This window comes from Kothea flammea (assembly GCF_052161645.1).
GTDB lineage: Bacteria > Planctomycetota > Planctomycetia > Pirellulales > Pirellulaceae > Laterigemmans.
Genome location: NZ_CP197414.1, coordinates 2,022,671 through 2,047,845 on the forward strand (window position 1 = coordinate 2,022,671; position 25,175 = coordinate 2,047,845).

A 25,175-nucleotide genomic window follows, 5' to 3' on the forward strand; every position below is an offset into this window, starting at 1 on the left:
GTTTTTTTTGCTGGAACCTTTCGGCCGTTGACGCTTCTAACGGTAGGAAATTCCAAACTTTTATTTTCGATCGACTTGGGAAACTTGATAGTCTGAGCTGCCTAGGTAAGATGGGCGGCTCTAGTCGAGTGTTTGCGCATTTGCTGGTCGCGTCCAGTGCAACCGTGCAGAGGCTGACTAAACGGGCTAGGCGAATGGAAGCGAGACATCAGCACGATCACCGAACGAGCTGCGTAGAGATTGGATATGTGTAGCTTTTCGACCACCTTCTCACACGATTGTTGAGCATTGGCGATGAAAAAACTCCGTCGTCGCATCGGCCGCGCGGACTCGAACCGGAATTCTCAGAACTCACCAGCTCGTGTAGCTCGGCGAGACGCTGAGAGCCGGAGAATTCTAAGCCGTAGTCTGCGGGCTGAAGCATTGGAGCCCCGGCAATTGCTGGCTGGCGACGTCGATTTGTCACCTCACCAGAATTCCTGGGCGGCGAAGGACGTTAATAATGACTTGCGAATCACGCCCATTGATGCCCTGGTGGTACTCAATGAACTCAATCGCAGCGGTGCGCGTGATTTGTCAGGAGAGCCGGTCGAGCCCTCTCGCTTTATCGATGTCAACGGCGATAATCGGATCAGCCCGCTCGACGCTCTGCAGGTCATCAATTCGTTGAATCGTGGATCGGGGGAAGATGTTCCGGTCGTCGAGGTGATGATTGGCCTCACCGACGACGAAGGCAACAGTTTGATTGAGCCGGGGACGCGAACGGCGAACCTCAGCGTTGATGAAATTGTCAATATCGAGATCCTCTTTACCGACGCGCGGCGGTTCGGCGCCGGTTTGGGCTTGTTCACTGTTTACACAGATATCTTGGCCAGCCAAACGGGGATTCTCGAGCCGCTGGTTACCGAGACTCAGGTCCTCACGCTGTCCGAAAACTTGATCGATTCGATCGATGGCAATGTGATCATGTCACAGGCCAATTCGGATGTGACGGGGATAATTAGTCTTGATGCGTTAGCCGAGGATCCGGCGGCAGCAATTCGTAATTCTTTGATTGCCGATTTCGGTTTTGCCCCCGAGCAGATTTTCACATCGCTGGAAACTCGCGAGCCGCGTGATGCGGAGACGAATCCGGTGGGTGACCCGTTTGACATTACGGTTCGATTTTTGGGTGATGAATTTGTCGACGTCGATGTTGCCAATTTCTCGTTGGACGCTTCGGGGTTAGTGACCAACAACAATCAACCCGTGACCACCGACTTTCGTGAGATTAAACCCGAGCTACCCGACGGCAGCGTTAATCCTGTCGCCGTAGGCTTCAGCCTCGACACCCGCAGTCGCACCGCGGGTGGTCAAAACGTTTACACCAATGTTCGCTCGGGCAGTTTTAACGATGACCCCAACGATGAGATCCTCAACGGCTTTGCTAACATCGGAGCGACAGGTCAGTTAGACGGTAATGGCTTGCCCTCGATTGTCGGTTCGTATTCGCCGAGCACACCTTTCGAAGCTTTCAGCATTCGGGCACGCGTTACGCAGGCTGTCGAGAATCTCAACCTTTCTCTCCAGATTCCCATCGAAGACGAGAACGATCCAGAGAATCCCAATGACGACGAGTCGGTGTTGGTGATTTATGGTAACCGCCAAGACGGCACTTCGGGAGACGAGCGAGGTTTGAGTCCCTCGGAGTATGTGCTCGACGCCGATTCGACGTTGACCATTAACGTCTCGGCTGCGATCACCGCGCGGGCGGATCAAATCGTCACTGACGAAGATGAAGTCGGTTCGATGAACGTGTTGGCGAACGACTCAAACGTGGGCACCGCGCCACTGACCATTGTGTCGACAACGGATGGGGCCAACGGAACAACCAGCTTCACCGGCGGGGTTGTTTCTTACACGCCGAATGACGACTATTTTGGTGGTGATCAATTTACCTATGTCGTTCGCAATGGTGATGGAGACACGGCCACCGGCACCGTTACCGTGACAGTTGATTCGGTGAACGACCCTCCCACTGCCGACGATTTCTCCACCTCGGTATCCGAGGGTAACACGCGCACGCTCAGCAACAACGCATTCATCAGTCGAGCCAGCGCGGGTCCAGCGAATGAGAACCAGGTACCCGTCCTCGATAGTGTCTCCGACGCCCAATCGACCGGCACCGCTGTGCTCAACGGCGATGGCTCGGTGACCTACACACCAGCTGTCGGCTTTTTGGGGACCGATACGTTCACTTACGTGATCTCGGACGGCATCGACGATGTGACGGCGACGGTCACTGTTTCGGTGTTGGATGTCAACGATCCTCCCGAGGCCAACGATGACACGATTGAGGCTACGGAAGACGTTGCCTTGACTTTCAGCGAGCAAGAGTTTGTGGACGCCGTGTTGGCCAATGACACCCCGGGTCCTTTAAACGAAATCGAAGCGGGGCAGGTCGTTACCCTGCAGTCAATTGACGCGACCGGTTCCGCCGGTGGAACTTGGGTTGAAAACAGTAACGGCACTTACACATACACGCCACCGCAGAACGTGTTTGGCGCGGCCGCTGAGACGTTCACTTACGTAATCACCGACGGCGAGTTTACCGACACTGGCACGATTACGATTAATTTGGCTGCGGTCAACGATCAGCCGTTAGCCCGGCCCGATTCGTTGTCGGTTGACGAACTGACTTCCGATAACGTGCTGCTGGTGCTCGACAATGATTCGGCCGGTCCGCTTGAAGATCAAACGCAAACGGCTCGCGTCGCTCAGATCATCACCCAAGCGTCCAACGGGGTGGCCACGGTCAGTTCGGATGGGACTTCGGTGCTTTACACGCCCAACAGTGATTTTGTTGGCGAAGACACTTTTACATACACGGTTACCGACGGCGACTTGGTCTCCGAGCCAGCGACCGTGACGGTCGATGTGGTCCCGGTCATTAGGCCGCGGGCTCGCACCGATCGCTTCAACGTGGCCGAAGATAGTGGCTCGACTCCGATTGATATCCTCGAGAACGACTTGCCCAACGATGGCTTTGAGGTGGTGCTGACCGATGTCACCTTCGAGCCCAACGGATTCAATTTGGTGGTCGACGGCAACGATGTCATGTTCACCCCCGATGATGACTTCTTCGGTGATGCTGTCTTCACCTATCGTATTAGCGATACCAGCAACCCCGAGATCGTAGACGCTGATCAGATCGCTGCGGCCACCGGTACGGTGACGATCACGGTCGACCCGGTCAATGATCCTCCAGAGTTCGTTGCCGATGACCCACGATCCACGATGGAAGATACGGCGCTGGAGATCAGTGCCGCCGCATTGTTGGCCAACGATTCCACTGGGGCTGACAACGAGGACGATGTGCTGTCGATTTCAGCGGTGGCGGAGACTTCTGCTCGCGGTGGAGTCGTATCGTTAGTAAACGGCACGTTGGTTTATCAACCGGCTGCCGATTACAACTCGAACATTGCCGCTCAGGACTCTTTCACCTACACCATTTCTGATGGCGCCGGGGGCACCACGACCGGGACTTTGACCGTGACGGTAACGCCCGTAAATGACGCTCCCGTGCTCGATCTGGTGCCAATCACGGCTTTAGAAGATGTCGCCACCGTTTTTGCGTCTGACGACATTTTGGGTGACAGTCTGCCAGGTCCTGCGACGGCAACGGATGAGTCGAGTCAAACGCTGCGGATTGTTGGTGTTGGCAATGGCGAGACCGAACTTGGTGGCACGGTCAGTGTTAATGCTGCCGGTCAAGTCACCTACACCAGCCGTCAAGATTTCTTCGGCACCGACTCCTTTACCGTGACGGTGCGTGACAGCGCCGGAGCGGAGACGACTGGAACGGTTACGATCGAGGTCGAGAACGTCAATGACCCGCCCGAAATCGACGACCCAGGTGTGTTGGCGTTTAGCCAAAGCACGGCGACCTTCACAGCGGAGCAGTTGTTAGCGAACTCCAACGTGGGACCGGGGGAAACCGGTCAGCCTGGGCAAACCTTGTCACTGGTCAACGCTCGCTCGGCAGCTAGCACGATCGGCAGCGTGTCCTTCAACGCGTCGAATGGTGAAGTAACCTACGTACCTCAGCAAGGTTACGAGGGAGAGGATCAGTTTGAAATAACGGTCAGCGACGGGACCCTAACCACGACTAGTTTGATCACGATCGACGTTCGCGAGTTCGAGCCGACGACGATCAGTGGTTCGGTCTTCTTTGACCTCGTCGAGAGTGCTCAAAATCCGGTTCGTGACGGCATCCAAAGTCCGCATGAGCCTGGCTTGGAAATGGTCCAGGTGCGGTTGGTCAGTGGCGCTGATGAAAACGTTACCGGGCAATCTATTAACCATACCCTGATCACCGATCGTGAGGGTAAATATGAATTCACGAATGTGCCGCCGGGTCAGTTTAGGCTGATTTTCGACATGCCTTTGATGGTGCATGACGGTCGCGATTTCGCTGGTAACTTGGGTGATGCCGACTCACTGGAAAACCAGTTTACGATCGATATTGCCGAACCGGGTGGATTCACCTCACGTGATTACAACTTTACCGTGCTGGGCTTCTCCGGCCGGGCCGCTAACGCCCTCGATCTGTTTGTCTCCACCTACTTCCGTGATCGGCCAGACATTGCTGAAGACAGCAATAACGGTGTGCTCGGAGCGCGGGCTGTGCTTGATGCCCAGGGGCGTGGCCAATGGTTCTACTCCAGCGACGGATTCGAAGATACTCGTTTCGGTGAAATCAACCTTGATGAATCGGGCAGCGTGGCATCTCTGACCGTTGTCATGAACGACGGCACTGTGCTGACGGGAGTGATTCCAAGTGCTCGCCGCGTGATTATCAACGATGGTGAGAATGGATACGTTGTGCAGATCTTTGGCTCACTGGAGAGTTTCAACTTGCGGCCCGATGGGGCGATTGATCCCGACGAATTCGGGCTGATGCACTATCAACGTGCCGTCGATATTATGATGAGCCAAGACTCCAGCGTGATCTAAATCACCGTTGGCTCCTCGGGGTCGACGAAGGGTTTTTTTAAAGACGCACTCGTGATTTTTTTCACGAGTGCGTTTTTTTGTCAGTTGCTTTTCACGAATCAACGCTGGTTTTGCTCAGCAGCCTGCAGCGATCTAGGGGGGTTCTTGCTGACGCCCGCTGCTGAAATAATGGCGGCTGGGAAGTAGGTTTTGGTACTCGAGCTGGGCAGCGGTGATGAGCCACACGATTCGATTGCGGGCGGCTTGGAACCGTGGTCGGCGACGCGATGATCCTCAAGCAGCCGCGCATGTCGCTTTACCCGACGATTCAGGCTCCGAGCTTGATGCTGCTGTTGATGATGCGGAGATTTGGTACTGGCGTTCCTTCAATTGTCCCAGCGGTCTGCAGTCCGATACCCCGCTGGCCTTGATCGTGCACGCTTGGCGTGGCCAACTTTCGCTGTGGTTAGACGATCACCCGCTGGCCGAAAGTGGGCTGCCTGACGCAGCGCCACTTCGCGTTGATATTACCGGGCTGCTGACTGCAAGTCATCGCTTGACGATTTGTTTGCAGGATGGCCGCCAGGCTGGGCGTTGTCGCTTGAACGGGATCGTTACGCTGGAAATTGGCTGAGGAGAGAGCGCAATATGGGTGTGTTTTTTTGCCTATTTTCGGCGGAGCGAAAGGAGACCCTGTTAGGCGGCTGCTTGAGGTGGTGCTTGGCCTCGCAGCTGGTAGACATATTTCAGCACTTCGGCGACAGCTTTGTATTGATCGAGCGGAATCGCTTCGCCGATTTCCACCGTCTTGTATAAGACTTGGGCCAGCGGTTTGCGCTCCACGATCGGGACCGCGTGTTCCAACGCCAAACGACGAATCCGCTGCGCGATCACCCCTGCCCCCTTGGCCACCACGACCGGGGCCACCATCGTTTGTGGGTCGTATTTTAGCGCGATGGCGAGCTCCGTGGGGTTGGTCACGACCACGTCGGCGGTGGGAACCGCGTTGCTGACCCGGTCCATCGCCAGCTTGCGTTGAATCTGACGCCGCCGCGCGATCATCTGCGGATCGCCCTGCGAATTCTTCAGTTCATCTCGCAACTCCTGATCGGTCATTTTCAAGTCTTGCTCGAATTTCCACCACTGAAAAGCGTATTCTAAAATCGCCAGTACCAACAGCGCACCGCCGATCCATAATCCCGTATCGATGCAACTTTTGAAGATCAGCAAGGAGATGTCGGCGATCGACAGACTCCCCATCTCCAGCACGATTCGTTGGATATCGGCGAGCGCGAAAAAGGCAACTGCGGAAACAACCAGCACCTTGAATAAACCGAACGACAACCGCATCACGCTGGAGATGGAAAACAGCCGTTTGGTGCCTCCGAACGGATCGATGTTGCTCAGTTTGGGCATGATTTTGGCTGTCGCCAAAATCGGGCCGGTTTGCAACACATTTGTCAGGATCGCGGCAATCAGCATGGCGACCAAGATGGGGATGGCCAGCCAAGCCGCTTCGATAGTTTGACTGAGCAAGTAGTGGGTACCGTCGCTGGGCGCCATGCTCCGCGGGCCGGCTTGACGAATCCCCTCTTTGATCAGCTCGACGAGTCCCTCGGCCAACAGCGGTCCCCGCCAACGTAGCACGCCCATGGCGGCCAGCAACAGGGCGGCCGAAGCGAGGTCTTGGCTGCGAACGACCTGCCCTTCTTCCTTGGCTTTGGTCCGCCGCTGCTCGGTTGCTGAATGCTTCTTTTCTCCCGACGAATCTGCCATGGAATCACCACTGCTCCCGCAGATTTTCCATCGCTAGCACAAACGCGTCTTGGAAGATCCAAGCGCTGCCCCCGAGCGTAAAGGCGGCCACCGCCAACAGCACAATTGCGTTCAGTGGCAGACCAATCGCCAGCAAATTCAATTGGGGTAGCGTGCGGCTGATCAACCCAGTCACTAAGTTTGATAGCAATAAGGCGGCGACGATCGGAGCCCCCGCCCGAATGCCCGCCGTGATCCCAGCGGAGAGTTCAAACAGAATTAACTCCAACATGCCAACTTCAAACCGTACGTTCCCAGGTGGCATGGCGCGAAAGCTATCGAGCAACGCTTCCATCATCATGCGATGACCGCCAATCGCAATCATCACGGCGGTCACTAATAACCCCACCAGACGACTCAGCGTGGAAACCGAGGCCCGCAGTTCCGGGTCCAGCGAATCACCCAATTGCATGCCGCCACCGCTGCTGGCCAGTTCACCAGCCATTTGCATCCCGGTGACCAACAGGCGGACGATCAGGCCGATCAACAAGCCAATTCCCGCTTCGCGGACGGCGGCAATGACCAGTTCCACCAACGAGCCAATCTGTGGGATCGCGTCGCTCGGTACCAAGGGGATTAACAACAGGCTGATCGAGATCGCCAACGTGGCTCGCACCCGCATTGGCACGCCGCCACCGATCGCCGGCATCGCCATCAGCATCATCCCCAAGCGGGTCAGCACCAAGACGAACAGCAGCAGCGGCTGGCTCAGCAGATCGGCCAATTGCGGCAACGCGTTCATGGAAAATTAAAACCTTCTCGTTGCCCAGTAATCTTTAACCCAGCACATCAGTGAACCAGCGTGGCGTTTTCAATCGCGATCCGCGTGAACTCAACCATCCGGCTGACCAACCAGGGGAGGCACAGAATCATCACCCCCGCCATGGCGAAGATCTTGGGGACAAAGGCCACCGTTTGATCTTGAACTTGCGTGAGCGCTTGCAACAGACCAATGATCAATCCCGAAGCCATTCCGGCTAGCAGCACCGGAGTGCCGATCAACAATGCGCCAATGAGCGTCTCGCGAACGAGATCTACCGCCACACTCGGTTCCATCTGATTCTCATAGAGCGGAAAGGCTGGTGAACTAAAGCGGACAAACTACCTGTAGCCTGGCACCAGCTACGTGCCGGGCATGGTGCCAAAACTGATCAATAACATTTCCACGACCAGCCTCCAGCCGTCGACCAACACGAATAACAACAGCTTGAACGGCAAAGAAATGACCGATGGCGGCAGCATCAGCATCCCCATCGAAATCGTCACGCTGGCAACCACCAAGTCGACAATTAAGAATGGTAAGTAAATTTGGAAACCCATCAGGAAGGCAACCTTCAACTCGCTCAACATAAACGCCGGCAATAGCACTCGCAGCGGCACGTCTCGCCAAGTCTCCGGTGGCGGAGCGTCGGGGTTGGCATAGTTGAAAAACAGCATCACATCATCATGATTTTCGGCCGCTTGGATTTGCCGTGACATGAACTCCCGAATCGGCAGCGTGCCCGCTTCCCAGGCCTCGCTGGCCGTCATCTCCACTTCGGGGTCGGTATAAGGCTTGATGGCGTCGTCGTACACGCGACTCCAAACCGGTGTCATCACAAATAACGTCATGAACAAGGCAATGCTGGTCATGACTTGACCGGGTGGCAGTGAAGGCAGCCCAATCGCTTGCCGCAGCAATCCCAAGACCACGATGATGCGGATGTAACAGGTCGTCATCAACAACACCGCGGGGGCCAAACTGAGCACCGTCAGCAGCAACATGATCTGCAGCGAACCGGAAAGCCCCTCGGGGCTAGTCCAACGCTCCGGCCCACCGAGGGCGTAATCGAGCGTCGGATCGACGACGTTGCCATTCTCGCCACTCGGAGTCGCCCCGGGACTCTTCACGCGAATCGGCTCGGGGGCCGCAATGCGGGGTAATAACGACGGTAATAACTCGTCGACTGAAAGCGGATTCTGCAGCGTTGGGCGTAAATCTGCGGGGTCTGTCGACTGCGCATGGAGATCAGCTGCCAGCCACCCGCTACAGGTGCTGCTGAGGGTCAACAATAGAGTCAAAGCCCAACGCATGTGCCGCGAACATCCTTTTCCGCGGTGAAGAATCTGAAATCCTCACACGACAATACTCGCGGCGGCTCTGAGAAGGAAGATCGATTTTGCTCAAGCTTTAGCCTAAGCGCGAAGAAATAACCGATTTCCTGTTTTTTTTCCGGCTCGCGGCGCGGCTCCGTCGACAAAACCGGCCGCGTGCGGCTCCTGTTCGATCTCCTGCAACGTCGCGCGGAAACTCGTCGCGGCACTCGTGCCGCGGCACTGAGCAATAAATTGGCCCGCTTCATCGGGATCGTCAATTTGACCGACCTGCTCGATCCCGGCTGGCGAAACACCCAGAATTAACGCTTGCATTCCACAGCGAACAACCACTAAACGCTGCCGCGGGCCCAGTGACGTATGTCCCAAAACCTCCAAAGCGGCTGCCGGTAACTGCTTTGTTAAACCCCGATGCTCACCGCGGCGGACGACTGCTACAAAGCAACAAAACACACCCAAGGTGATCGCCAAGCCGCCGATAATTGTCGCCAACGGGCCTCCAAAGAAACTGCCGCTGCCGCTGCTCCGCGCGGGATCGTCCGCGGCGCCGCCTAAACGACCGGCTAAGGGCACATCGAGAGCCTGATTGCCCGTTGCCTGATTGCCCGTTGCCTGATTGCCCGTTGCCTGATTGCCCGTTGCCTGACTGCCAGATACCGACAAGCCGCCTGAACGCAATAGTTTCGATTCATCAGCTTGGGCCAGACCTGGCGGCGAAGTCAGCAGACTCAGTAGCAGGGCCAGCAAAACGGCCGAAATTTTACGCACCGCACTCTGCCGGTGAGGTTGGGGGGAGATCAGCATTGGCGGTGGAATCCTTTCCTGGCTGGGGCGGCATCAAGCGGCTGCGGAGCCGACAAGTTCGGTAACGCGGACGCAAAAATTATCGTTCATCACCAAGACTTCGCCCCGCGCGATCAGCCTGCCGTTGGCATAGATATCGACGGGATCGCCCGCCAATTTGTCGAGCACCACGACGGCCCCGCCCCGCAATTGCAGAACTTCTTCCAATCGCATCATGGTCCGCCCGAGTTCGATCCGCAGATCGAGTTCGACATCCCCGAGAATCTCCAGCGGCTGCGACTCGTGCTCTTCCTCTTCTTCGGCAGCCAATTCCCCCAGCTCAAAGGGCTTGGATCCCGAACTGGACGGTTCCGCGTCAGCCACTTCGCCAGCCGCTTCGGCAACTCCACTTTGAGCTTGCCGCAAGAGCGCCTCGATGTCGTCCTGGCCGAGCGATTCTTCGCCTGATTGGTCAGCGGGCATATCGCGACACGTTCCTGTTTCTTTAGTCTTCCATGACTTGATAGTCGGTAAATCCAACCGCCATCAAAATTTCGTCTTCGAGCAGGTGGTTACATGTCGCTAAAATTCGCCGCTGAAGCAAGCCCAATTGGTTTTCTTCCAGTTCGCTGATTTCGCTATTGCGAACTTTCATGCGAATCGCGTGGCGCAGACGCCCCGATTTCGATTCCATTTCCTTTTCCATGCGGGACAAATCTTTGGTTTTGATGACGGCAAACAGGCGGAAGTTAATCGTATATTTGGCTTCCGTATCAATTGGGCTGAACGTTTCACCAAATTTTCCCAGCTCAAACTCAATCGGCTTATTTTCATCCGAGGCGGCTTCTTCGGCCTCCGCTTCGCTCTTCTGCACATTTTGAATCAGTCTTGCTTCGGCCAACGCGGCAACTTCCTCGGCACTCGGTACGAGGAAAAAGAAGAGCGCCGTTTCGACCAACATGATGACGGCAATAAAGGCCACCAAGATGATCTTGCCGCCGACTTTCGCCTTGCCTGGTTCTTCGCCCGTGGGGGTGGCTTCTTTAGCCATTATCGATCTCCTCGCTGGTGGTTGCTGGAGCTGATTGTCGTGAGTTCGTGTTCTGTGAGCCGCGGAGATCTTCCGCGTTTTCGTCGAGTAGGAAGACTTCGACGCGAGCGTTTAGCCCCATTTTTTCGGGATTCCCCGAGTTGTACATCGGTTCCGTGTCGCCCACCGAGGAGGTGCGAAAGCGGTAGCCCTCGATGCCCTCCACCTCGATTAAGTAATTGACGACCTTCTCGGCTCGCGAGTAACCCAGCGCGTAGACTTGGGTCAGTCCCACGGCGCGGGCGGCCACTTCCGGAGCGGTGTGTCCGCGAGCTTCGATCTTCTGCGATTTACCGCGCAGCTGTTCGGCCAAAATCTTCAGTGATTGCTTCGCCTTCTCGGTCAACGTCTGCGTGCCCGGTTCAAAGAAAATGACTGAACCGATCGCTGTGGGGTTTCCGTTCCGCATGATCCGCACGTGATGTTCTTCACCATGGGGGGCCTTCTCGGGGACGCCACCTTTCGCCGTATCTTTCTTCTGCGCTCGCCCCACCGTGGCCAGCGGATCAAAGGACGATGTCCGCGGCTTGGAGTCGCCGGGAGCGAGGCTCTCGGGGACTTCCGTGTAGCCAAATTGTTGCCGCAACGATTCGACGAGTGCTTGGAATTTCTCTTCTTCCTTAATCTCGCTGAGCGACACCAGCATGATGAAGAAGGTCAACAGCAACGACATCATGTCACCAAACGTGACGACCCATTCGGGGATGCCCATCGGCGGATCTTCTTCAATTTCCATAATCTTGTTAGCCGCTCTGCGAGCTATTCAGTTTTGCGAAGTTTCGGTGGGATGAAGGTCTGTAATTTTTGGTCGATCGCGCGAGGACTCTCGCCCGATTGGATCGCCATCACACCGCGAATGGCAATCTCCGTGGCAATCAACTCTTGCTTACTCAGCAAGCCTAGCTTTTCCGCGAAGGGTGAGAAAAAGACATTCGCCACGATTGCTCCGTAGAGTGTCGTGATCAAAGCCACGGCCATCCCCGAACCGATGCTGGAGGGATCCGACATGTCGCTGAGCATCATGATCAGACCCATCAGGGTTCCGATCATTCCGTAGGCGGGAGCAAACCGACCCAATTGGTCCATGATCGCCTTGCCCTCCTTGTGCCGGCTGGCAATCGCGCTGACTTCCGATCGTAGGACTTCTTCCACCGACTCGGGGGTGCCACCATCGACAGCCATCTGAATACCGGTTCGGACCAGCGGGTTTTGAATCTCGCTGACTTTACTTTCCAAAGCCAACAGCCCATCGCGACGCGCCGTTTCCGCCAGCGCCACCAATTGCGCGACCAGCTCGCCGAGGTCCTCGTTTTTATTCAGCAGAACCTTCAAGGCCACTTTGGGAGAACCCAGCATGGAACGCAGCGGGAAACAGATCATGGCGGCTGCCAAAGCACCCCCCAACACCACCATGATCGAAGGGACATCGATGTAAGCGGTGATCGGTGCGCTGCCCATCAGCATCGAGCCGATGATCAAGCCCAAGGCGCACAGCAAGCCAACAAGGGTTGCAATATCCACGAATCAACTACCGGTAGCAAAGGTCGGAGAGGCGAAATCTTGCCGCGGAGGTGGCGGCAGGAAATGTTTGCGCTGTTGATAGCAGAGGGCCAAGTCCACGACTTGATCCATGCTCTCGGAGACCACGAAACGTTCGCCGGTAGTCAAAGTGATAAAGGTGTCGGGGCGATGCTCCACATAACGGATTAATTCCGCATTGAGCACAAACGCCTCACCATCAAGGCGAGTTAGCTTGATCATGCTGTTCTCACACCCCCGCAATTTCCCCGTGCAAACAATGCTCACTGCCAACTGGGCAGCGAACTTCGTAGTTCCGTTCACGCAACCCTAGGTCACAATCAACGGCACGGAGGGTGTGAGTAGCCGAAAATTTTACTCGTATTCGGCCGTCTGACGATCTTCTTCGGTTTGCTTGTTTTCCCCGCCAGACTGCGAAACCTCGACAATCCGTCGACTCAGCAAATCCTTGGAAACCACTAGCACCTTGTTAATCCGCAACACGTTGTCGAGCACGAACGGTCGTGGATGTCCGGGAATGTTCATGATGATCCGCCCGGCACCCGCCAGCAGGTACTCGAAGACATCATTCAACTCAGTGTTCAATTTCAGCCCGGCGGTGGAGTAACGTTCAACGTCGCCCAGCAACCCGGTGTGGTGAATCAGCTCATTATTGGTCAATTCCCAATAATCAAACCGGGTGACAATCGCCATGCCCGTGAACAACACCAACATGGCGACGAAAATCGCCAAGTAAAATCCGCTGCTGGCGGCGATGTCCAACGAAGCGAACCAACTCTGCACCGGCGCGATAATTCCGAATTGCTGGTTTAACAGTATTACTCCCAACCCCAGACTGATCACGGCGATGAAGATCGTCAGCGAAGTCGAGCGGGGAAAATCGAAGGTCAAAACCGCCAGATTGAGCGTAAAGATTAACACGAAAATGTGACCCAGCGTCCCGCTCCAATCGGGTGCGAACCATGTCAATAATCCGGCTATCAACGAGGTGAGCGCCGTAGGCCACAAGAAAATCATCTTCGGCCAGGAGCGGATTACGACCACGTGCGGACGACTGGGTTGGCTTGACATCGAATCTTTTCTCACCGCGGGAAACTGTGTGGAGGGGGTCGGTTCAAGGCCTCTAGTGTATCAGGCCGCACGGGTAGATGAACGGGGCGCACCGCCCGACGAATTAACCACCCAAATTTTTGTAGACATCCAAGCCGGGGCGGTCTTGCAACGCGGCAAAAATCTCACAAATCTGCCGCAAACCAGCCGCGTAGGCATCCGCCCTGACCGGTTGCTCGCCCAGCCGAAAATAGTAAGCCAACGGTTGGGCATCCGTCGCGATCGGTCCCAAGCTGGCGGCTGCCGCCCCGCGAGCGTCAATGACCGCTTCGAAACGCCCGCCGACAGACTCCTCAGCCTGCTCGCCGTCGACGTTTTCGTCCGCTATCACTTCGCCCCACACGTTTCGCTGGCGGACAAAGACCAAGAAATCAGGCGGTATTTCGGCGGCTGCGTCGTCTTCCGCGTCCTCTTCCGCTTGCTCGTCTGCCAACCCATCCGGTTCGGGCTCGTCGGCTTCGGGCTCGTCGGCTTCGGGCCCTTCCAGTTCGGCCCCTTCCAGTTCGGGTGGAGCCCAGTCGATCCGCGTCACTTCGACACCGAGGCGGATGCGGCCCGCCAGTAAATCGACTTCCGCCAACTGCTCAAAATACTCGCTCAACCAATCGGCGTGGCTGGTCGGTTTGACGGTGATCATCGTTCCGCCGACGGTGCGTTGCGCAGCCAGGGCGGCCAAGCCGAGAGCTGAGACGCAGGTTTCAGGAGGGATCGCCGTGGGGTCTGCGGCCAAGCTGGCAGCTAAGCGGCCGGCTTCGAATAGGGTAACTTGGTAACCGAGATAGCGACCGTATAAGGCGGCTTCGATCCCCAGTGGTCCGCCGCCGATCACGGCAATAGTGCCGGGAGGTTCAAGGATGCTATTCATGCAAAAAGGCCTAAAGCTTGCCTGCCGTAATGAGTGGGAATGGGGTTCAAGTTGTTTACAGCCGGTTCACAGTGGAGCGGGCCACATTAAAAGTGTCTAGCGGGATGGAAGTTTGTTGTCCTGTAATTAATTGTCGCAGCAGCAGAGCGGTGCCGGTCGAGAGGTGCAAGCCACTGCGGTAGTGCCCGGTGGCGAAGTACAAATTTTTACAGCGTGGATCGCGCCCCAAGTAAGCAAATCCGTCGAAAGAGCCGGGCCGCAGGCCGCTCCAAGTTGCCTCAATTTTGGTTCGCTCGAGCATCGGCAGCAGCGACTCGGCCCAGCCGCAAAGTTCCTCGATCACCTGTTCGGTGGTGCCTTCCACCCAGCCCACCTCCTCTTCGTTGCTGCCCACGTAGATTTTGCCATCGAGTCGGGGGACCAAATAGCGATTGCCCTCATTAATAATTCGCGTGAGTAAACCAGGTTCGCTTTGGTACAGCACCGCTTGGCCGCGCACCGGATAGACGTCCGCAATCGCCCCTCGCGGATCGGCAAAACGGCTGGCCCAGGCCCCGCAGCAGAGCACCACCTGATCGGCGAACAGCGTGCCGTGCTCCATCTCCACCCCCTCGACTTGTTGGTCCTTGATTCGTAAACCCTTGACGGCTGTCTGCTCCCGCAGTTCCACGCCCGCCAGCCGGCAGGCTGCGGTGAGTGCTCGCAAATGACTTGGTGGCCGCATGTGGTATTCGTCCGGCGTCCACCACGCGCCCTTGGGCGGTTGGTCCCGCAGTCCGACGCCGAGGGCCGGTTCCCAACGCGCCAACTCCTCCCAGCTGAGCGGTTTTGCCTCGATTTCGTACTCTCGCCAGTATTGGGCTTGGCCAACCAAAGCGGCCGCCTCGCCCGCTTTCCGCGCTAAATAAATGCCACCGCAGCGGCGAAATTCAGGGTCCAGACCGGTCTGCTCCCGCAGTCGCTCGGACCATTCCGGGTGCAGTTGGTGCGACAGCCCGCGGAGCTGGTCGATGGGGTCCAGGGCGGTGGCTAAATTGGCTGGCGGCAATACCCCCGCCCCGGCCCAAGAACTGCCCCGACCAACCGCCCCGGCATCCAACAACACGCATCGCAGGCCATGTTGCGCCAGTTCCCACGCGACGCTGAGGCCGATCACACCACCGCCAACGATCAGGCAAGTCGACTTCATTCAGCAGTTTCCGAGCGGCTGGTGGATTCTGGGGGTCTGGTGGTTACTGGGCGGCTAACGGCGGGTATTTGGCGGTGAAAATTGAGCGTTTTCAGCGCGGCTTGAAATCTCGCATCGCCAACTTCTGGTCCAATCCGTTGCAGGTCGGCCACAAAATCGACGTCGCTGAGCGTCTCCAGTTCGCGCAACTGCAGGCCCTGGCGTTGGCAAACCGCTCGCGTTTGCTCGGCCACCAGGGAGGTGCTCCAAGCAATATCGGCGAACAGCTCGCCATGTTTGGCAGCCCACGGCCCGCGGATGCCGATCAAATAGTATCCCCCATCTGCCGCGGGGCCCATCACGACGTCGGTATTATTGAGCGCGTGTCCGGCTGAGAGGATGTGGTCTGCCGTAATCCAGGGACAGTCACTGCCGATGACCACGATCTGCCCCACTAAGGGGCTGCGGCCGAGTAAGAATTGGCAAACTTGACTGATTCGCTCGCCCAAATCGCCGTCACTCTGCGAGGTTGCCTGCCAGGGGAGTGGTAAATCGGGACGGACTTCGACGAGGCGATCGGCTGGAGCGAGTGCGAGCCAAGCGTGGGGGGTGAGGTCGCTTAGTTGCCGCAGCATCAGTTGCACGCAGTGATAATGTAGTTGGCAGGCCGCGACATCGCCAATTTCTGCCGCCAAGCGGGTTTTCACTTCACCGGGGGTCCAGTACTTAGCCATCAGGCCCACAGCCAACGAGGTTGAATCTGCCCGGCCCGGCCCGAGCGATCCCGCATTCTCGGGGGCGTCAGGCTGGGTGGCATCATGATTGCTCACTGGAATCATCGCGTTTCGATTCGCTTTGGCGTGTTTGACGGAATACTATGAAAAAGCTTGGCAAACGGTAAACTTGGCGTGCGTAACTGTGGTATCCTCGCCAAGCTTGCTCTTTTAATGTATCAGTTTCCCTTCGTATCAGTTTCCCTTCCGGTCCAGATCCATTTGTGCCCGAGCCTTCGGCACCCGCATGGAATGCATTGGTGCCAGCATGGAATGATCGAACCCTCCGGTGCCAACCAAACCGAGGACGATGAGCGAACAGACGACCGAACGCTTCCTTGAGATAGTCGAAAAAAGCCGGCTGGCAAATGCCGCCGCCTTGGAAAAATCTCTTGACCGCCTGAGGCAGGCCCACGAGGGGCAACTGCCCGCAGCGCGGGAAGTGGCTAAACATCTTTGCACCGCTGGCTTGTTAACAGAATGGCAAGTCGAAAAGCTGATCAGCGGGAAATACAAAGGCTTCTTCCTGGGACGTTATAAGTTGCTCGGCCACATCGGAACTGGGGGAATGAGCAATGTTTATTTGGCCGAACACACCCGCATGCACGATCGTCGCGCGATCAAAGTGCTGCCCCGCAGACGAGTCAATGATGCGACCTACTTAGCTCGCTTCCAGCTCGAAGCCAAAGCCATCGCTTCGCTCAATCATCCCAACATTGTCCGCGCCTTTGACATTGATAACGACGGCGATCTGCATTACATCGTGATGGAGTATGTTGATGGCGATGATTTACAGGTCATCGTGCGGCGGGAAGGTCCGATGGAAATTGCCCGGGCGGTCGGTTATATCCGGCAAGCGGCTGATGGGTTGCAACACGCCCACGACACGGGGCTGATTCACCGTGATGTGAAACCGGCAAACCTGTTAGTTGACAGTCGCCAGCGGGTCAAGATTTTGGATTTGGGTCTGGCTCTGTTTACGGTTCAGGATGACGATTCGTTGACAGTCGTCAATAACGAAAACGTGCTCGGCACGGCTGACTATTTAGCTCCCGAGCAGGCTCGCAACAGCCACGAAGTCGATCACCGCGTCGACATGTATGGGTTGGGATGTACGTTGTATTTTATGCTGACCGGGCATCCGCCTTTTAATGATGGGACATTGGCCCAGCGGATTGCCATGCATCAAACGACGATGCCCAAATCGATTCGCCAAGAGCGGGCTGAAGTTCCCGGCGAGTTGGAGGGGATCTGCGTAAAAATGATGCAGAAGGACCCCAAGTATCGCTACCAATCGATGCGGGCTTTGATCGAAGCGATCGATCGCTGGTCCGATGCCTATGAAGCGGAGCAATTGGAATTGGCTCGCCAGGTCCGCGAGCAGGCCAAAACGCTCTCCCCGGCGACTCAGCAGGTGGGCGCGAACTCGGCGGCGGCGACCGGCCTAGCCACTGGTTCCGGCAGTGGCCGTTCCGGTGTCGCCGGCAAGGCCTCGGGGCAAGGTCAGGGAACAGGGGATCCCCTGGCCGATGAACTGCTGGCCGATTTTGACACGGTTAACGGGCAAGCGGGTGAGACTGCCACCGGACGCGGTTCCAAGAGTGGCGAACAAGCCGAACTGAGCACCTCCGGCAGTGGCCGCTTAATGCCGGTCGTTCCACGAGCCAAATCGCCCGGTCTCTCCAGCGGCGGCAGCACGATCGATTTGGAAGTTGAATCGGGGTTCAAAATGCCGCGTCGTGGCGGTACTGGCTCGGGACGCGGCCAAACTGCTGCCGCTGGTAACGCAGCCGTTGGCAAATCGGGGGTTGGCAAATCAGCGGTCGGCAAGTCGGGAGTCGGGAAAGCAGGTTCGGGGCGCGGCGGGGGTTCGCGAGGTGTTGCTCGCCAGCCAAAGATCAACGAAGCGGTGCGGCACGCCGCGGCCATTGATAAAGCTCGTCAACAGGGGGCGACGATGCCGGTGCCTCGCCAAGGACTGGGGCGGCGGGTTACACTCTGGCTCGTCCTGGGCTCGGTGGTGATGTTTGCCTTCGCCGTCGCTCTGGGGTTTGTCCTGGCTCGTCTGACTAGCTGAGATTCATGAGCGTCGTCGTTGAAAAACCTTATACCTTTGTCCCGCCCAGTTTTGGAAATTTATGGCCGAGTCTGATTCAACGGTTAAGGTTGGTTGATTGGTACTTGCGTAAGAAAGAGGGCGTGGTTTCCTACGAGTGCCGGCATCTCGATCGGCTCCGCGAATCATTGCAAGCGGGTCACGGGATTCTGTTGGCGCCAAATCATTGCCGCTACGCCGATCCCTTAGTCATGGGCTGGCTCTCCCGCGAAGTCGGCCGCCACGTGTTCGCGATGGCCTCTTGGCACTTGTTCAATAAGCACTGGTTCGATCGCTTTTCGATTCCCAAGATGGGCGGATTTAGTATTTGGCGGGAAGGCTTGGACCGTCAATCTCTCGAATTGGCGATCAAGATTTTGCAGGAAGCGCGACGTCCCTTGATTGTGTTTCCCGAGGGAACCACAAATCGAACCAACGATCGCGTACAACCGCTGCTCGACGGCGTGGCCTTCATGGCCCGCACCGCGGCGCGCCGGCGAGCCAAGCAAGGTGCCGGGCCAGTCGTCGTCCATCCGATCGCCATCAAATACTTGTTTCGCGGCGATATCGACGCTTGGGCCGATCAAGCATTGGACACCATTGAAACGCGACTCGGTTGGCGAAATCACAGCGGCGAAGCGATGTTGTCGCGAATCGCTCGCGTGGCCGAGGGCCTGCTCTGCTTGAAAGAGGTTGAGTACTTGAGGGGGCCGCAAGCGGGCGATTTCTATCAACGTCGCGATCGTTTGATGGAGTTTCTGCTGACCAGCACCGAAGATCAACTGAAGCTACAGCATGACCAACAGGAGCCAGTGCTGAACCGCGTTCGCGCTTGCCGAACTCGCTTGGTTGGACAGTTGTTGCAACCGGAAACCAGCGAATCGGCCAAGCGACATTTGCGTGACTTGGCCGCTCGCATCGATATTGCGCAACAACTCGATGCCTATCCGGCTGATTACTTAAGTACGGAGCGGGCGACGGATACGCGCGTGATGGAGACGCTGGAAAGGATGCAAGAAGGATTGCTTGGACGCAGTACCCTGCCCTGCCCGCTGCACGCAGTGATCGAAGTCGCCGAACCGTTGGTGGTCAAGGACCAGCGGCCGCCGCGCGGCGAGGTTGATCCCTTTCTTGTCGAGCTGCGGAACAGCTTGGAAAGTATGCTCGGGCGTTTGGCCAGCGAAGCGAATCCGGTGTCTTAAGCCAACAGGGCGTCGAGTTCCATCTCGGCTTCCTCGTCGGACAATTCTTCCGGCTGAGCGTTGCCGACCATCCCGCGGACTTGGTTGAAATGGCTGAGCAATTCCGGAAAGTAATTCTCTTCGGCGATCTCCAGCTGAGCCGACTTTTGATCTTGAACTAACTCCGCCAAACCGGCTTGAACTTGCAGCACTGGCGTGACAATCCGTTGGCTGACTCGCAACGTGTCGTAGACAACTAGCGGCAACAGCAACAGGATTGCCGGCAGCCAATGCAGGGCATCAAAAGTATAAGCGCGAACATGTTCCCAGAAGGATTGCTCTGGGTCGTACAGCATCTGAGTGAAAAATAGCACGACCGCGAAATAGGTCACGCAGGCGACCCAGTGTATGATCGTGCGGATCGCCAAAGTCCACTGGATCTTTGGTTCAATCACCAGCGGTTTGGCACCCGCCGCGGCGGACGCTTCTTTGGTCTCAGATTCGCTGGCGACCGCTGTGGAATTTTGGGGAGAATCTTTAGGCAGTGGGGCGGGCACTTCGTTGAGCTCCGGGGGGCAGCAGACGCGTCGGCGGGCAATGCCGGTGGGCAGCAGAGGTCTCTTGCAGCGATCTGGCTTTTTGCTCGATCTGGCTTTTTGCTCGAGCAGGCTAGTTCGACGCGTTGATAATGGCGTCAGCAGAATTATCTAGATTTCCCCGCAGCGAGTCGGCGAGCGTGGTAACGGCCGAAGCGCAGACCCCGATGATCAGTGCGAGCATGACAGCGTATTCGACCGCGGTGGGTCCGTCCTCTTCGGAAATTAAGGAGCGGCCTTGGCGATAGACATATGCGACTATGTCCAGAGTGCGGTTCCAGCTCATTGTTGATCCACGGGAAATGTGATACCGGGGGCAAATGCTCCCTGAATCGTCTGCATAGCGTCACTGCGAGGAAAGCACCTCCTGACTTAGTGAACTGTAGGCTGCAAATTCGCTTGAGGCGTTATCCACTGCGAAAATCGTGAGCTAGGTCACCACCCTCGGTTGCCGACTTTACCGAAATTACCAGTTGTACCTGCCACTATTTGAAGCATGCTGAGTAAGTGGTAGTCTCATGCGGTGCGGTTCCGCATCTTACCACCCGCTACTCCACTCCCAGCTCGTTCATGTTCGGTCCCGTATTTGCCCGAGAAGCGGTCGTTTCCCCGCGACGTACTCGTACTTATTTGGCGCGAGCCCTCTACGTATTGAGCCTGTTCCTGCTGCTTTGCACCGGTTATTTGGTGTTAGCCGGTACGCAGCCGCTGCGGACTTCGAGCGATTTGGCTAAATTTGGGGGGTGGATGTTCCTGCTCTTAGCCCCTCTGCAACTGTTGATCTTGGGGTTTCAAGCAGCCGTCACGGCCGCCAGCAGCGTGGCACAGGAAAAGGACCGCCGCACTTTGATTTTGCTGCTGCTGACGCGCATCACCGGCTTTGAGCTGGTCGTTGGTAAACTGACCGCCAGCCTGCTCGGTGTGTTGACGATGTTAGCCGCCGCCCTGCCCTTGTTCTTGGCCCTCACCTTGTTCGGCGGCGTGTCACCGCGGCAGGTGGGCGATGTTTACTTGGTTACCTTCGCGACGATTGTGGCAGCGGCCAGCGTCGGCACCGTGGTCGGTCTGTGGCGGGAGAAAAGTTTTCAGACGATCGCCGTTACTTTGTTGACGATCACGCTCTGGTTAGGCTGCTGGGAAATCGTCGCCGCCGGTGTGTTGCCTGGTCTTTCCGCGGCGCAAGGCTCGGGGCTGGCCGGCCTGTTCAGTCCCGCCCGCGCGCTGATGGCCGCCGCCCAGCCGTTGGAAAGTGCTAGTTTCGCCGGCTTACGTCCCGCCATCGCCTATGCGGTCGTCACCCTGCTGTTGGCTGCCGCCATTTCTGGCTGGGGCATCCGTCAAGTCCGCCGCTGGAATCCTTCCCGCGAAGTTCGCGGCACGTTTGTCGCACCCGTTCCAGCGGCACCCGGCGCGGCGGCACTCGGCATGGGTTCCGGACATTCCCCCGCTGATTCGGTTGCCGCTGAGCCCGTTGCCGGTGAGCCCGTTGCGGCGGAACAGGCGGCTGCCAGCTGGCGAGTCCGCAAGCCGCGGCGAGTTTGGGATAATCCAATATTGTGGCGGGAGATGCGGACGCGAGCTTACGGCAGCAAGATCTTCGTGATCCGCTTGGCTTATTTCTTGTTGTTCGCCCTGGTTGCCGCCACGGTTTGGAATTTGGTGCAAACGGGCGTTGCCGTGGAGCGTCCAGAGGTCAGCGGTCGGGCGCTGCCGGCGGCCACCTTACCGATGGCTTCGATCTTGGTGATCAGTTTAGTGATCGTCAACGCTTTGGCGGTCAATTCGATCACCAGCGAACGCGATGTGTTGGCGATTGATTTGTTGCTGGTCACCGATTTGTCACCACGCGAATTTATCTTTGGCAAATTATTGGGCGTACTGTACGTCACCAAGGAGATGATTCTGTTACCTTTGGGGTTGACCATTTATCTCTCGACGACCAGCGTGATCACGGTCGAGAGTATGGTGTTTGCCCTGTTGGCGGGCTGTGTCTTATACATCTTTGTCACCATGCTGGGCGTGCACTGTGGATTGACTTATGCGGCAGGTCGCACAGCCACGTTGGTCAGTTTGGGGACGGTCTTTTTTCTCTGCGTGGGCATTGCGATTTGCATGGTGATCATGGTCAGTTTCCGGGGCGCGTTCCAGCTGCAGTTAGCTCCATTTTTGATTATCATTCTCGGTGGTGGTGCCGCTTTGTACGCTGCCATTGGTTGGCGGAATCCCTCCAGCGCCATCTTTGCCGCATCGATTGCCTTGCCGATGGTGACTTATTACGCGATCACTCAATTTTTGTTACAGCAAGATCATGCGCCGGTGGCCGCCACGATTTTGGTTGGCTACGGCTTTGCTACGGCGGCGATGTTGATCCCCGCTTTGAGTGAGTTTGACGTCGCCGATCATCATGGTGCTGGACGCGGTGAGGAAGGAGCCTGAGCATGTGGCAGGTGATCCTGCCCTGGTTGGCGCCAATGCTGGCGTTGATTTTGGTCAGTGCTTTCTTCAGTGGTTCCGAAGCGGCCTTGTTTTCCTTGCGAACGCGAGATCGCCGCGCGCTGGCGCGTGGTCCCTTGGGTGGCCGTGTGGCGGTGCGTTTGCTGAATGACCCGGAGACGTTGCTGTCGACGGTTCTGTTCTGGAACCTGTTGGTCAACATGACTTACTTTGCCATCGCCTCGATTGTGGGCGCCAAGCTGGAGTCACTCGGCACGGCTCAGGTTGCCGCCTTTACGATTCTCAGCCTGGTCAGCATCATTTTCTTCAGCGAGATGTTACCCAAGAGTATTGCCGTGCTGAGTCCCATGCGGTTTGCCCGTTTGGCTGGACCACCGCTGGCGATCGCGGTGAAAGTGTTGACGCCCATTTTGCCGTTGGTCCGCATTTCCAACACCGTCGCACGGCGACTGATCTGGCCAAGTTTCAAGCCGGAGCGGGATCTCGAAGTTGCCGACATCGAGCGAGCCATCGAATTGGGCACGGGAGACGCGGCGCTGGCGGCGCGGGAGCGTGCCGCGCTTCGCCAATTGGTGCAACTGGCGACGACCCGCGTCGATGAATGGATGGTGCCGCGGAGTTTCTTGCAGCTTCATCGGGGCCCGATCACGCCGCAAGCAATCGCTGGCGGGACTTCACCCTCGGGTTATGTGATGATTGCCGAGCCGGAGAGCGACGAGATTGTCGGCTCGATTGCCGTTCGCCGCTTGCGGCCGAGTCAGATGGACGATCTGGCCGCGTGTGTGGAGAGCGTGATCTTCGTTCCCTGGTCAGCCAACGTGGCCACCGCCTTCGATGCACTCGAAGCGGCGGAGCGTCAAGTTGCCGGCGTGGTTAATGAATATGGTGAAACGGTCGGCGTGCTGACGCTGGAGATGATCCTCGAAGGCATCCTCCGCTTGCACCCCGGACGGCCGCCGGAAAGTGGTGCTCAGGCTCATTTCGAACAACTTGCTGAAGGAGTCTGGCGAGTCAGCGGGATGATGAGCGTGCGGCGGTTGGCTGAGTACTTGGGAGCCACTCCGCCGGAGGGCCGCAGCGTGACGGTGGCCGGCATGATGCAGGAGGCCAACGAGCGATTTCCGCGTCCCGGTGATACCTGCCAATGGGAAGGGTTCGATTTCCAAGTCGTCGAGGCGGGGGAGACGCAGACCGACTCCCGCGGTGACGAGGAAACCTCAGCCGGTGGGCGCGCGGTCGAGCGACGTCGGCAAGTCTTGATCGAGGTGCGGCAACACGTTGTCGAGGAGGGCGGCTCATGACGTTTGCCCTCATCTGTTTTGCCATCGGCATGGCACTCAGCGCTTTTTTCAGCGGCAGTGAAACCGGCATGTATCGGGTGCCACGCATTCGCTTGGTGCTGGATGGTTTATCTGGCAGTCGCATCGCCCGCGGCTTAGTGTGGTTGCTCAATAATCCAGCCCTGTTTGTGGCCACAACTTTGGTCGGTAACAATGTGGCCAATTACATGGTCAGTCTAGCGATCGTGCTGGGGACGGCTGCGGTTTGGCCCGGCGGTGGTGAGACTGCCGAGTTGTTGGGCCCGGTCTTTTTGACCCCCTTCGTATTTGTGTTTGGTGAGTTGTTACCGAAGTATTTGTTTTTCCACGCGCCCCACCGGTTGTTGAAAATTACCGGCGGTCCTTTTCTGATTTTCACCGTAATCCTGTTTCCCTTGACGGTAGCTTTGGGGTTGCTCGGGCATGTGCTCAGCTTGATTACCGGCGAACCCCCGTTCCGAGTGCGGTTGGGGATGGCGCGGAGCGAATTGGAGCAGGTGCTGCGCGAGGGGCAAGAGGCCGGCTTGCTTTCCGGCGCCCAGCGGGTGCTAGCGCAGAACGTATTCCAAATTGGCAATCAGCCAGCGATTCGCTTTGGCGTCTCCCCGGATCGATTACCGGTGGTGAATCAGCAAGCCGATACGCCGGCCGGTCTAGCCGCCGCCCGCAGTGCGGCTAGGCGTCAAGGGCATCCGATTGTCCTGGTTCGTTCCCGTGGCCAGATAATCGGATACTACTGGTATGCCGATTTGGTTACCGCGACCGACGAACAGCCACCCACGTTATTGTCCGTGCTGCGAGGCTCGGCTGATCAAAAGCACTTTTCGGTGTTGTTGGAAATGTGCGAAAGTGAGTCGGATGTGGCGATCCTGGTAAGTCGCGATCTGAACTTAAAATCGGTCGTCACCCGCCGGCAATTGCTGCAGCCGCTAATGGCCCCGCTGACTGCCTAGCTTTAGCTCATCTCGGCTTGACTCGCCAAGGAATTAGGTCTTGCTGTAACCCAAGTCCTTGATCACCTGCAGCATTTCTTCAAAGGTGATGTAGCGGCGGCGGTGTTCCAGTTTGTAGCCATCGATCGCTAAGGCCAATTCACGGGCTTCCGGCGAGAGACCGGCGTGAGTGCTGGAGAATTGGCGACGTTCTTTGTTCGCGGGTGCGGCGACCTGCGCGCGGCGATCGACAAAAGCGGAACCGGACAGGTTTGCATTCAGCGGGATGGCAGGAGATGATTGCATTGATAATCCTGACTAAAAAACACGCTACAGAAAAGGATGCGGTATTGACGATTCAATTCCGTTTTGCAAACCGCAGTTCCC

Annotated in this window: 24 protein-coding genes; 7 read left to right on the forward strand and 17 right to left on the reverse strand. The window is 57.2% G+C overall.

The features are described from left to right. Nucleotides 1–294: 294 nt before the first annotated feature. A complete protein-coding gene (locus tag SH139x_RS07170) occupies nt 295–4,995 on the forward strand; it encodes a tandem-95 repeat protein (RefSeq protein WP_488354590.1) in 4,701 nt (1,566 codons plus the stop codon). Nucleotides 4,996–5,209: 214 nt separating this feature from the next. Then, on the forward strand, nt 5,210–5,608 hold the full coding sequence (locus SH139x_RS07175) for a hypothetical protein (protein ID WP_488354591.1): 399 nt from the start codon (nt 5,210–5,212) through the stop codon (nt 5,606–5,608). A 62-nt stretch (nt 5,609–5,670) separates the two neighbouring features. Here SH139x_RS07175 and SH139x_RS07180 read toward each other — a convergent pair whose 3' ends face one another. From SH139x_RS07180 to SH139x_RS07245, 14 genes are all read right to left on the reverse strand, one after another. Then, complete coding sequence (locus SH139x_RS07180) at nt 5,671–6,750, reverse strand: EscU/YscU/HrcU family type III secretion system export apparatus switch protein (protein WP_488354592.1); 1,080 nt, start codon at nt 6,748–6,750, stop codon at nt 5,671–5,673. Between the two features lie 4 nt (nt 6,751–6,754). After that, nucleotides 6,755–7,531 (reverse strand): flagellar biosynthetic protein FliR, encoded by a 777-nt coding sequence (locus SH139x_RS07185; RefSeq protein WP_488354593.1) that lies wholly within the window; start codon nt 7,529–7,531, stop codon nt 6,755–6,757. Nucleotides 7,532–7,578: 47 nt separating this feature from the next. Further along, complete coding sequence (locus tag SH139x_RS07190; protein WP_488354594.1) at nt 7,579–7,845, reverse strand: flagellar biosynthetic protein FliQ; 267 nt, start codon at nt 7,843–7,845, stop codon at nt 7,579–7,581. A gap of 66 nt (nt 7,846–7,911) precedes the next feature. Then, nucleotides 7,912–8,862, reverse strand: coding sequence for a flagellar type III secretion system pore protein FliP (fliP, locus tag SH139x_RS07195; RefSeq protein ID WP_488354595.1), 951 nt, complete (start codon nt 8,860–8,862; stop codon nt 7,912–7,914). A 102-nt stretch (nt 8,863–8,964) separates the two neighbouring features. Continuing rightward, nucleotides 8,965–9,687: a FliO/MopB family protein gene (locus tag SH139x_RS07200; protein ID WP_488354596.1), complete on the reverse strand. Its 723-nt coding sequence runs from the start codon at nt 9,685–9,687 to the stop codon at nt 8,965–8,967. Nucleotides 9,688–9,720: 33 nt separating this feature from the next. Then, the gene (fliN, locus tag SH139x_RS07205) at nt 9,721–10,149 is read right to left on the reverse strand and encodes a flagellar motor switch protein FliN (protein ID WP_488354597.1); all 429 of its coding nucleotides are present in this window, start codon (nt 10,147–10,149) and stop codon (nt 9,721–9,723) included. A gap of 22 nt (nt 10,150–10,171) precedes the next feature. After that, nucleotides 10,172–10,717 carry a dihydrolipoamide acetyltransferase gene (locus SH139x_RS07210; RefSeq protein WP_488354598.1) on the reverse strand — a complete coding sequence of 182 codons (546 nt, stop codon included), beginning with the start codon at nt 10,715–10,717 and terminating at the stop codon, nt 10,172–10,174. Continuing rightward, nucleotides 10,710–11,492 (reverse strand): OmpA/MotB family protein, encoded by a 783-nt coding sequence (locus SH139x_RS07215; RefSeq protein WP_488354599.1) that lies wholly within the window; start codon nt 11,490–11,492, stop codon nt 10,710–10,712. The genes SH139x_RS07210 and SH139x_RS07215 overlap by 8 nt, the downstream gene beginning before the upstream one ends. A gap of 23 nt (nt 11,493–11,515) precedes the next feature. After that, a complete protein-coding gene (locus SH139x_RS07220) occupies nt 11,516–12,277 on the reverse strand; it encodes a motility protein A (RefSeq protein ID WP_488354600.1) in 762 nt (253 codons plus the stop codon). Nucleotides 12,278–12,280: 3 nt separating this feature from the next. Then, entirely contained in the window at nt 12,281–12,517 is a 237-nt protein-coding gene (locus SH139x_RS07225) for a flagellar FlbD family protein (RefSeq protein ID WP_488354601.1), read from the reverse strand. A 132-nt stretch (nt 12,518–12,649) separates the two neighbouring features. Next, nucleotides 12,650–13,366 carry a hypothetical protein gene (locus SH139x_RS07230; protein WP_488354602.1) on the reverse strand — a complete coding sequence of 239 codons (717 nt, stop codon included), beginning with the start codon at nt 13,364–13,366 and terminating at the stop codon, nt 12,650–12,652. A gap of 103 nt (nt 13,367–13,469) precedes the next feature. Beyond that, nucleotides 13,470–14,270, reverse strand: coding sequence for a hypothetical protein (locus SH139x_RS07235; RefSeq protein ID WP_488354603.1), 801 nt, complete (start codon nt 14,268–14,270; stop codon nt 13,470–13,472). Nucleotides 14,271–14,325: 55 nt separating this feature from the next. After that, nucleotides 14,326–15,459: a glycine oxidase ThiO gene (gene thiO / locus SH139x_RS07240; protein ID WP_488354604.1), complete on the reverse strand. Its 1,134-nt coding sequence runs from the start codon at nt 15,457–15,459 to the stop codon at nt 14,326–14,328. Next, the gene (locus SH139x_RS07245) at nt 15,456–16,277 is read right to left on the reverse strand and encodes a TIGR04282 family arsenosugar biosynthesis glycosyltransferase (protein ID WP_488354605.1); all 822 of its coding nucleotides are present in this window, start codon (nt 16,275–16,277) and stop codon (nt 15,456–15,458) included. Before SH139x_RS07245 ends, thiO begins: the two co-directional genes overlap by 4 nt. A gap of 244 nt (nt 16,278–16,521) precedes the next feature. On the opposite strand from SH139x_RS07245, the gene SH139x_RS07250 reads away from it, so the two are divergent. Together SH139x_RS07250 and SH139x_RS07255 are read left to right on the forward strand one after the other, a co-directional pair. Continuing rightward, nucleotides 16,522–18,288 (forward strand): serine/threonine protein kinase, encoded by a 1,767-nt coding sequence (locus SH139x_RS07250; RefSeq protein WP_488354606.1) that lies wholly within the window; start codon nt 16,522–16,524, stop codon nt 18,286–18,288. Between the two features lie 5 nt (nt 18,289–18,293). Further along, on the forward strand, nt 18,294–19,508 hold the full coding sequence (locus SH139x_RS07255; protein WP_488354607.1) for a lysophospholipid acyltransferase family protein: 1,215 nt from the start codon (nt 18,294–18,296) through the stop codon (nt 19,506–19,508). Here SH139x_RS07255 and SH139x_RS07260 read toward each other — a convergent pair. Together SH139x_RS07260 and SH139x_RS07265 are read right to left on the reverse strand one after the other, a co-directional pair. Beyond that, a complete protein-coding gene (locus tag SH139x_RS07260) occupies nt 19,505–20,044 on the reverse strand; it encodes a hypothetical protein (protein ID WP_488354608.1) in 540 nt (179 codons plus the stop codon). The genes SH139x_RS07255 and SH139x_RS07260 overlap by 4 nt on opposite strands. Nucleotides 20,045–20,156: 112 nt before the next feature. Beyond that, entirely contained in the window at nt 20,157–20,369 is a 213-nt protein-coding gene (locus SH139x_RS07265; RefSeq protein ID WP_488354609.1) for a Flp family type IVb pilin, read from the reverse strand. A gap of 284 nt (nt 20,370–20,653) precedes the next feature. On the opposite strand from SH139x_RS07265, the gene SH139x_RS07270 reads away from it, so the two are divergent. The 3 genes from SH139x_RS07270 to SH139x_RS07280 are packed head-to-tail and all read left to right on the forward strand — an operon-like array spanning nt 20,654 to nt 24,809. Beyond that, nucleotides 20,654–22,519 carry a hypothetical protein gene (locus tag SH139x_RS07270; protein WP_488354610.1) on the forward strand — a complete coding sequence of 622 codons (1,866 nt, stop codon included), beginning with the start codon at nt 20,654–20,656 and terminating at the stop codon, nt 22,517–22,519. 2 nt (nt 22,520–22,521) lie between these two features. Next, nucleotides 22,522–23,838, forward strand: a complete 1,317-nt coding sequence (locus SH139x_RS07275) for a CNNM domain-containing protein (protein ID WP_488354611.1) — start codon at nt 22,522–22,524, stop codon at nt 23,836–23,838. Further along, the gene (locus SH139x_RS07280; RefSeq protein WP_488354612.1) at nt 23,835–24,809 is read left to right on the forward strand and encodes a CNNM domain-containing protein; all 975 of its coding nucleotides are present in this window, start codon (nt 23,835–23,837) and stop codon (nt 24,807–24,809) included. Before SH139x_RS07275 ends, SH139x_RS07280 begins: the two co-directional genes overlap by 4 nt. Before the next feature lie 33 nt (nt 24,810–24,842). Here the strand turns inward: SH139x_RS07280 and SH139x_RS07285 are convergent, their stop codons facing one another. Further along, a complete protein-coding gene (locus SH139x_RS07285; RefSeq protein ID WP_488354613.1) occupies nt 24,843–25,094 on the reverse strand; it encodes a hypothetical protein in 252 nt (83 codons plus the stop codon). Between the last annotated feature and the right edge of the window lie 81 nt (nt 25,095–25,175).

What these genes read in the sequence shown, in the direction of transcription:
- SH139x_RS07270 (WP_488354610.1), top strand. Translation starts at nt 20,654, where the DNA reads ATGTTCGGTCCCGTATTTGCCCGAGAAGCGGTCGTTTCCCCGCGACGT.
- SH139x_RS07275 (WP_488354611.1), top strand. Translation starts at nt 22,522, where the DNA reads ATGTGGCAGGTGATCCTGCCCTGGTTGGCGCCAATGCTGGCGTTGATT.
- SH139x_RS07180 (WP_488354592.1), bottom strand. Translation starts at nt 6,750, where the DNA reads ATGGCAGATTCGTCGGGAGAAAAGAAGCATTCAGCAACCGAGCAGCGG.
- SH139x_RS07210 (WP_488354598.1), bottom strand. Translation starts at nt 10,717, where the DNA reads ATGGCTAAAGAAGCCACCCCCACGGGCGAAGAACCAGGCAAGGCGAAA.
- thiO (WP_488354604.1), bottom strand. Translation starts at nt 15,459, where the DNA reads ATGAAGTCGACTTGCCTGATCGTTGGCGGTGGTGTGATCGGCCTCAGC.
- SH139x_RS07215 (WP_488354599.1), bottom strand. Translation starts at nt 11,492, where the DNA reads ATGGAAATTGAAGAAGATCCGCCGATGGGCATCCCCGAATGGGTCGTC.
- fliP (WP_488354595.1), bottom strand. Translation starts at nt 8,862, where the DNA reads ATGCGTTGGGCTTTGACTCTATTGTTGACCCTCAGCAGCACCTGTAGC.
- SH139x_RS07185 (WP_488354593.1), bottom strand. Translation starts at nt 7,531, where the DNA reads ATGAACGCGTTGCCGCAATTGGCCGATCTGCTGAGCCAGCCGCTGCTG.
- SH139x_RS07190 (WP_488354594.1), bottom strand. Translation starts at nt 7,845, where the DNA reads ATGGAACCGAGTGTGGCGGTAGATCTCGTTCGCGAGACGCTCATTGGC.
- SH139x_RS07170 (WP_488354590.1), top strand. Translation starts at nt 295, where the DNA reads ATGAAAAAACTCCGTCGTCGCATCGGCCGCGCGGACTCGAACCGGAAT.
- SH139x_RS07245 (WP_488354605.1), bottom strand. Translation starts at nt 16,277, where the DNA reads ATGATTCCAGTGAGCAATCATGATGCCACCCAGCCTGACGCCCCCGAG.
- SH139x_RS07200 (WP_488354596.1), bottom strand. Translation starts at nt 9,687, where the DNA reads ATGCTGATCTCCCCCCAACCTCACCGGCAGAGTGCGGTGCGTAAAATT.
- fliN (WP_488354597.1), bottom strand. Translation starts at nt 10,149, where the DNA reads ATGCCCGCTGACCAATCAGGCGAAGAATCGCTCGGCCAGGACGACATC.
- SH139x_RS07175 (WP_488354591.1), top strand. Translation starts at nt 5,210, where the DNA reads ATGAGCCACACGATTCGATTGCGGGCGGCTTGGAACCGTGGTCGGCGA.
- SH139x_RS07225 (WP_488354601.1), bottom strand. Translation starts at nt 12,517, where the DNA reads ATGATCAAGCTAACTCGCCTTGATGGTGAGGCGTTTGTGCTCAATGCG.
- SH139x_RS07285 (WP_488354613.1), bottom strand. Translation starts at nt 25,094, where the DNA reads ATGCAATCATCTCCTGCCATCCCGCTGAATGCAAACCTGTCCGGTTCC.
- SH139x_RS07250 (WP_488354606.1), top strand. Translation starts at nt 16,522, where the DNA reads ATGAGCGAACAGACGACCGAACGCTTCCTTGAGATAGTCGAAAAAAGC.
- SH139x_RS07265 (WP_488354609.1), bottom strand. Translation starts at nt 20,369, where the DNA reads ATGAGCTGGAACCGCACTCTGGACATAGTCGCATATGTCTATCGCCAA.
- SH139x_RS07280 (WP_488354612.1), top strand. Translation starts at nt 23,835, where the DNA reads ATGACGTTTGCCCTCATCTGTTTTGCCATCGGCATGGCACTCAGCGCT.
- SH139x_RS07230 (WP_488354602.1), bottom strand. Translation starts at nt 13,366, where the DNA reads ATGTCAAGCCAACCCAGTCGTCCGCACGTGGTCGTAATCCGCTCCTGG.
- SH139x_RS07255 (WP_488354607.1), top strand. Translation starts at nt 18,294, where the DNA reads ATGAGCGTCGTCGTTGAAAAACCTTATACCTTTGTCCCGCCCAGTTTT.
- SH139x_RS07235 (WP_488354603.1), bottom strand. Translation starts at nt 14,270, where the DNA reads ATGAATAGCATCCTTGAACCTCCCGGCACTATTGCCGTGATCGGCGGC.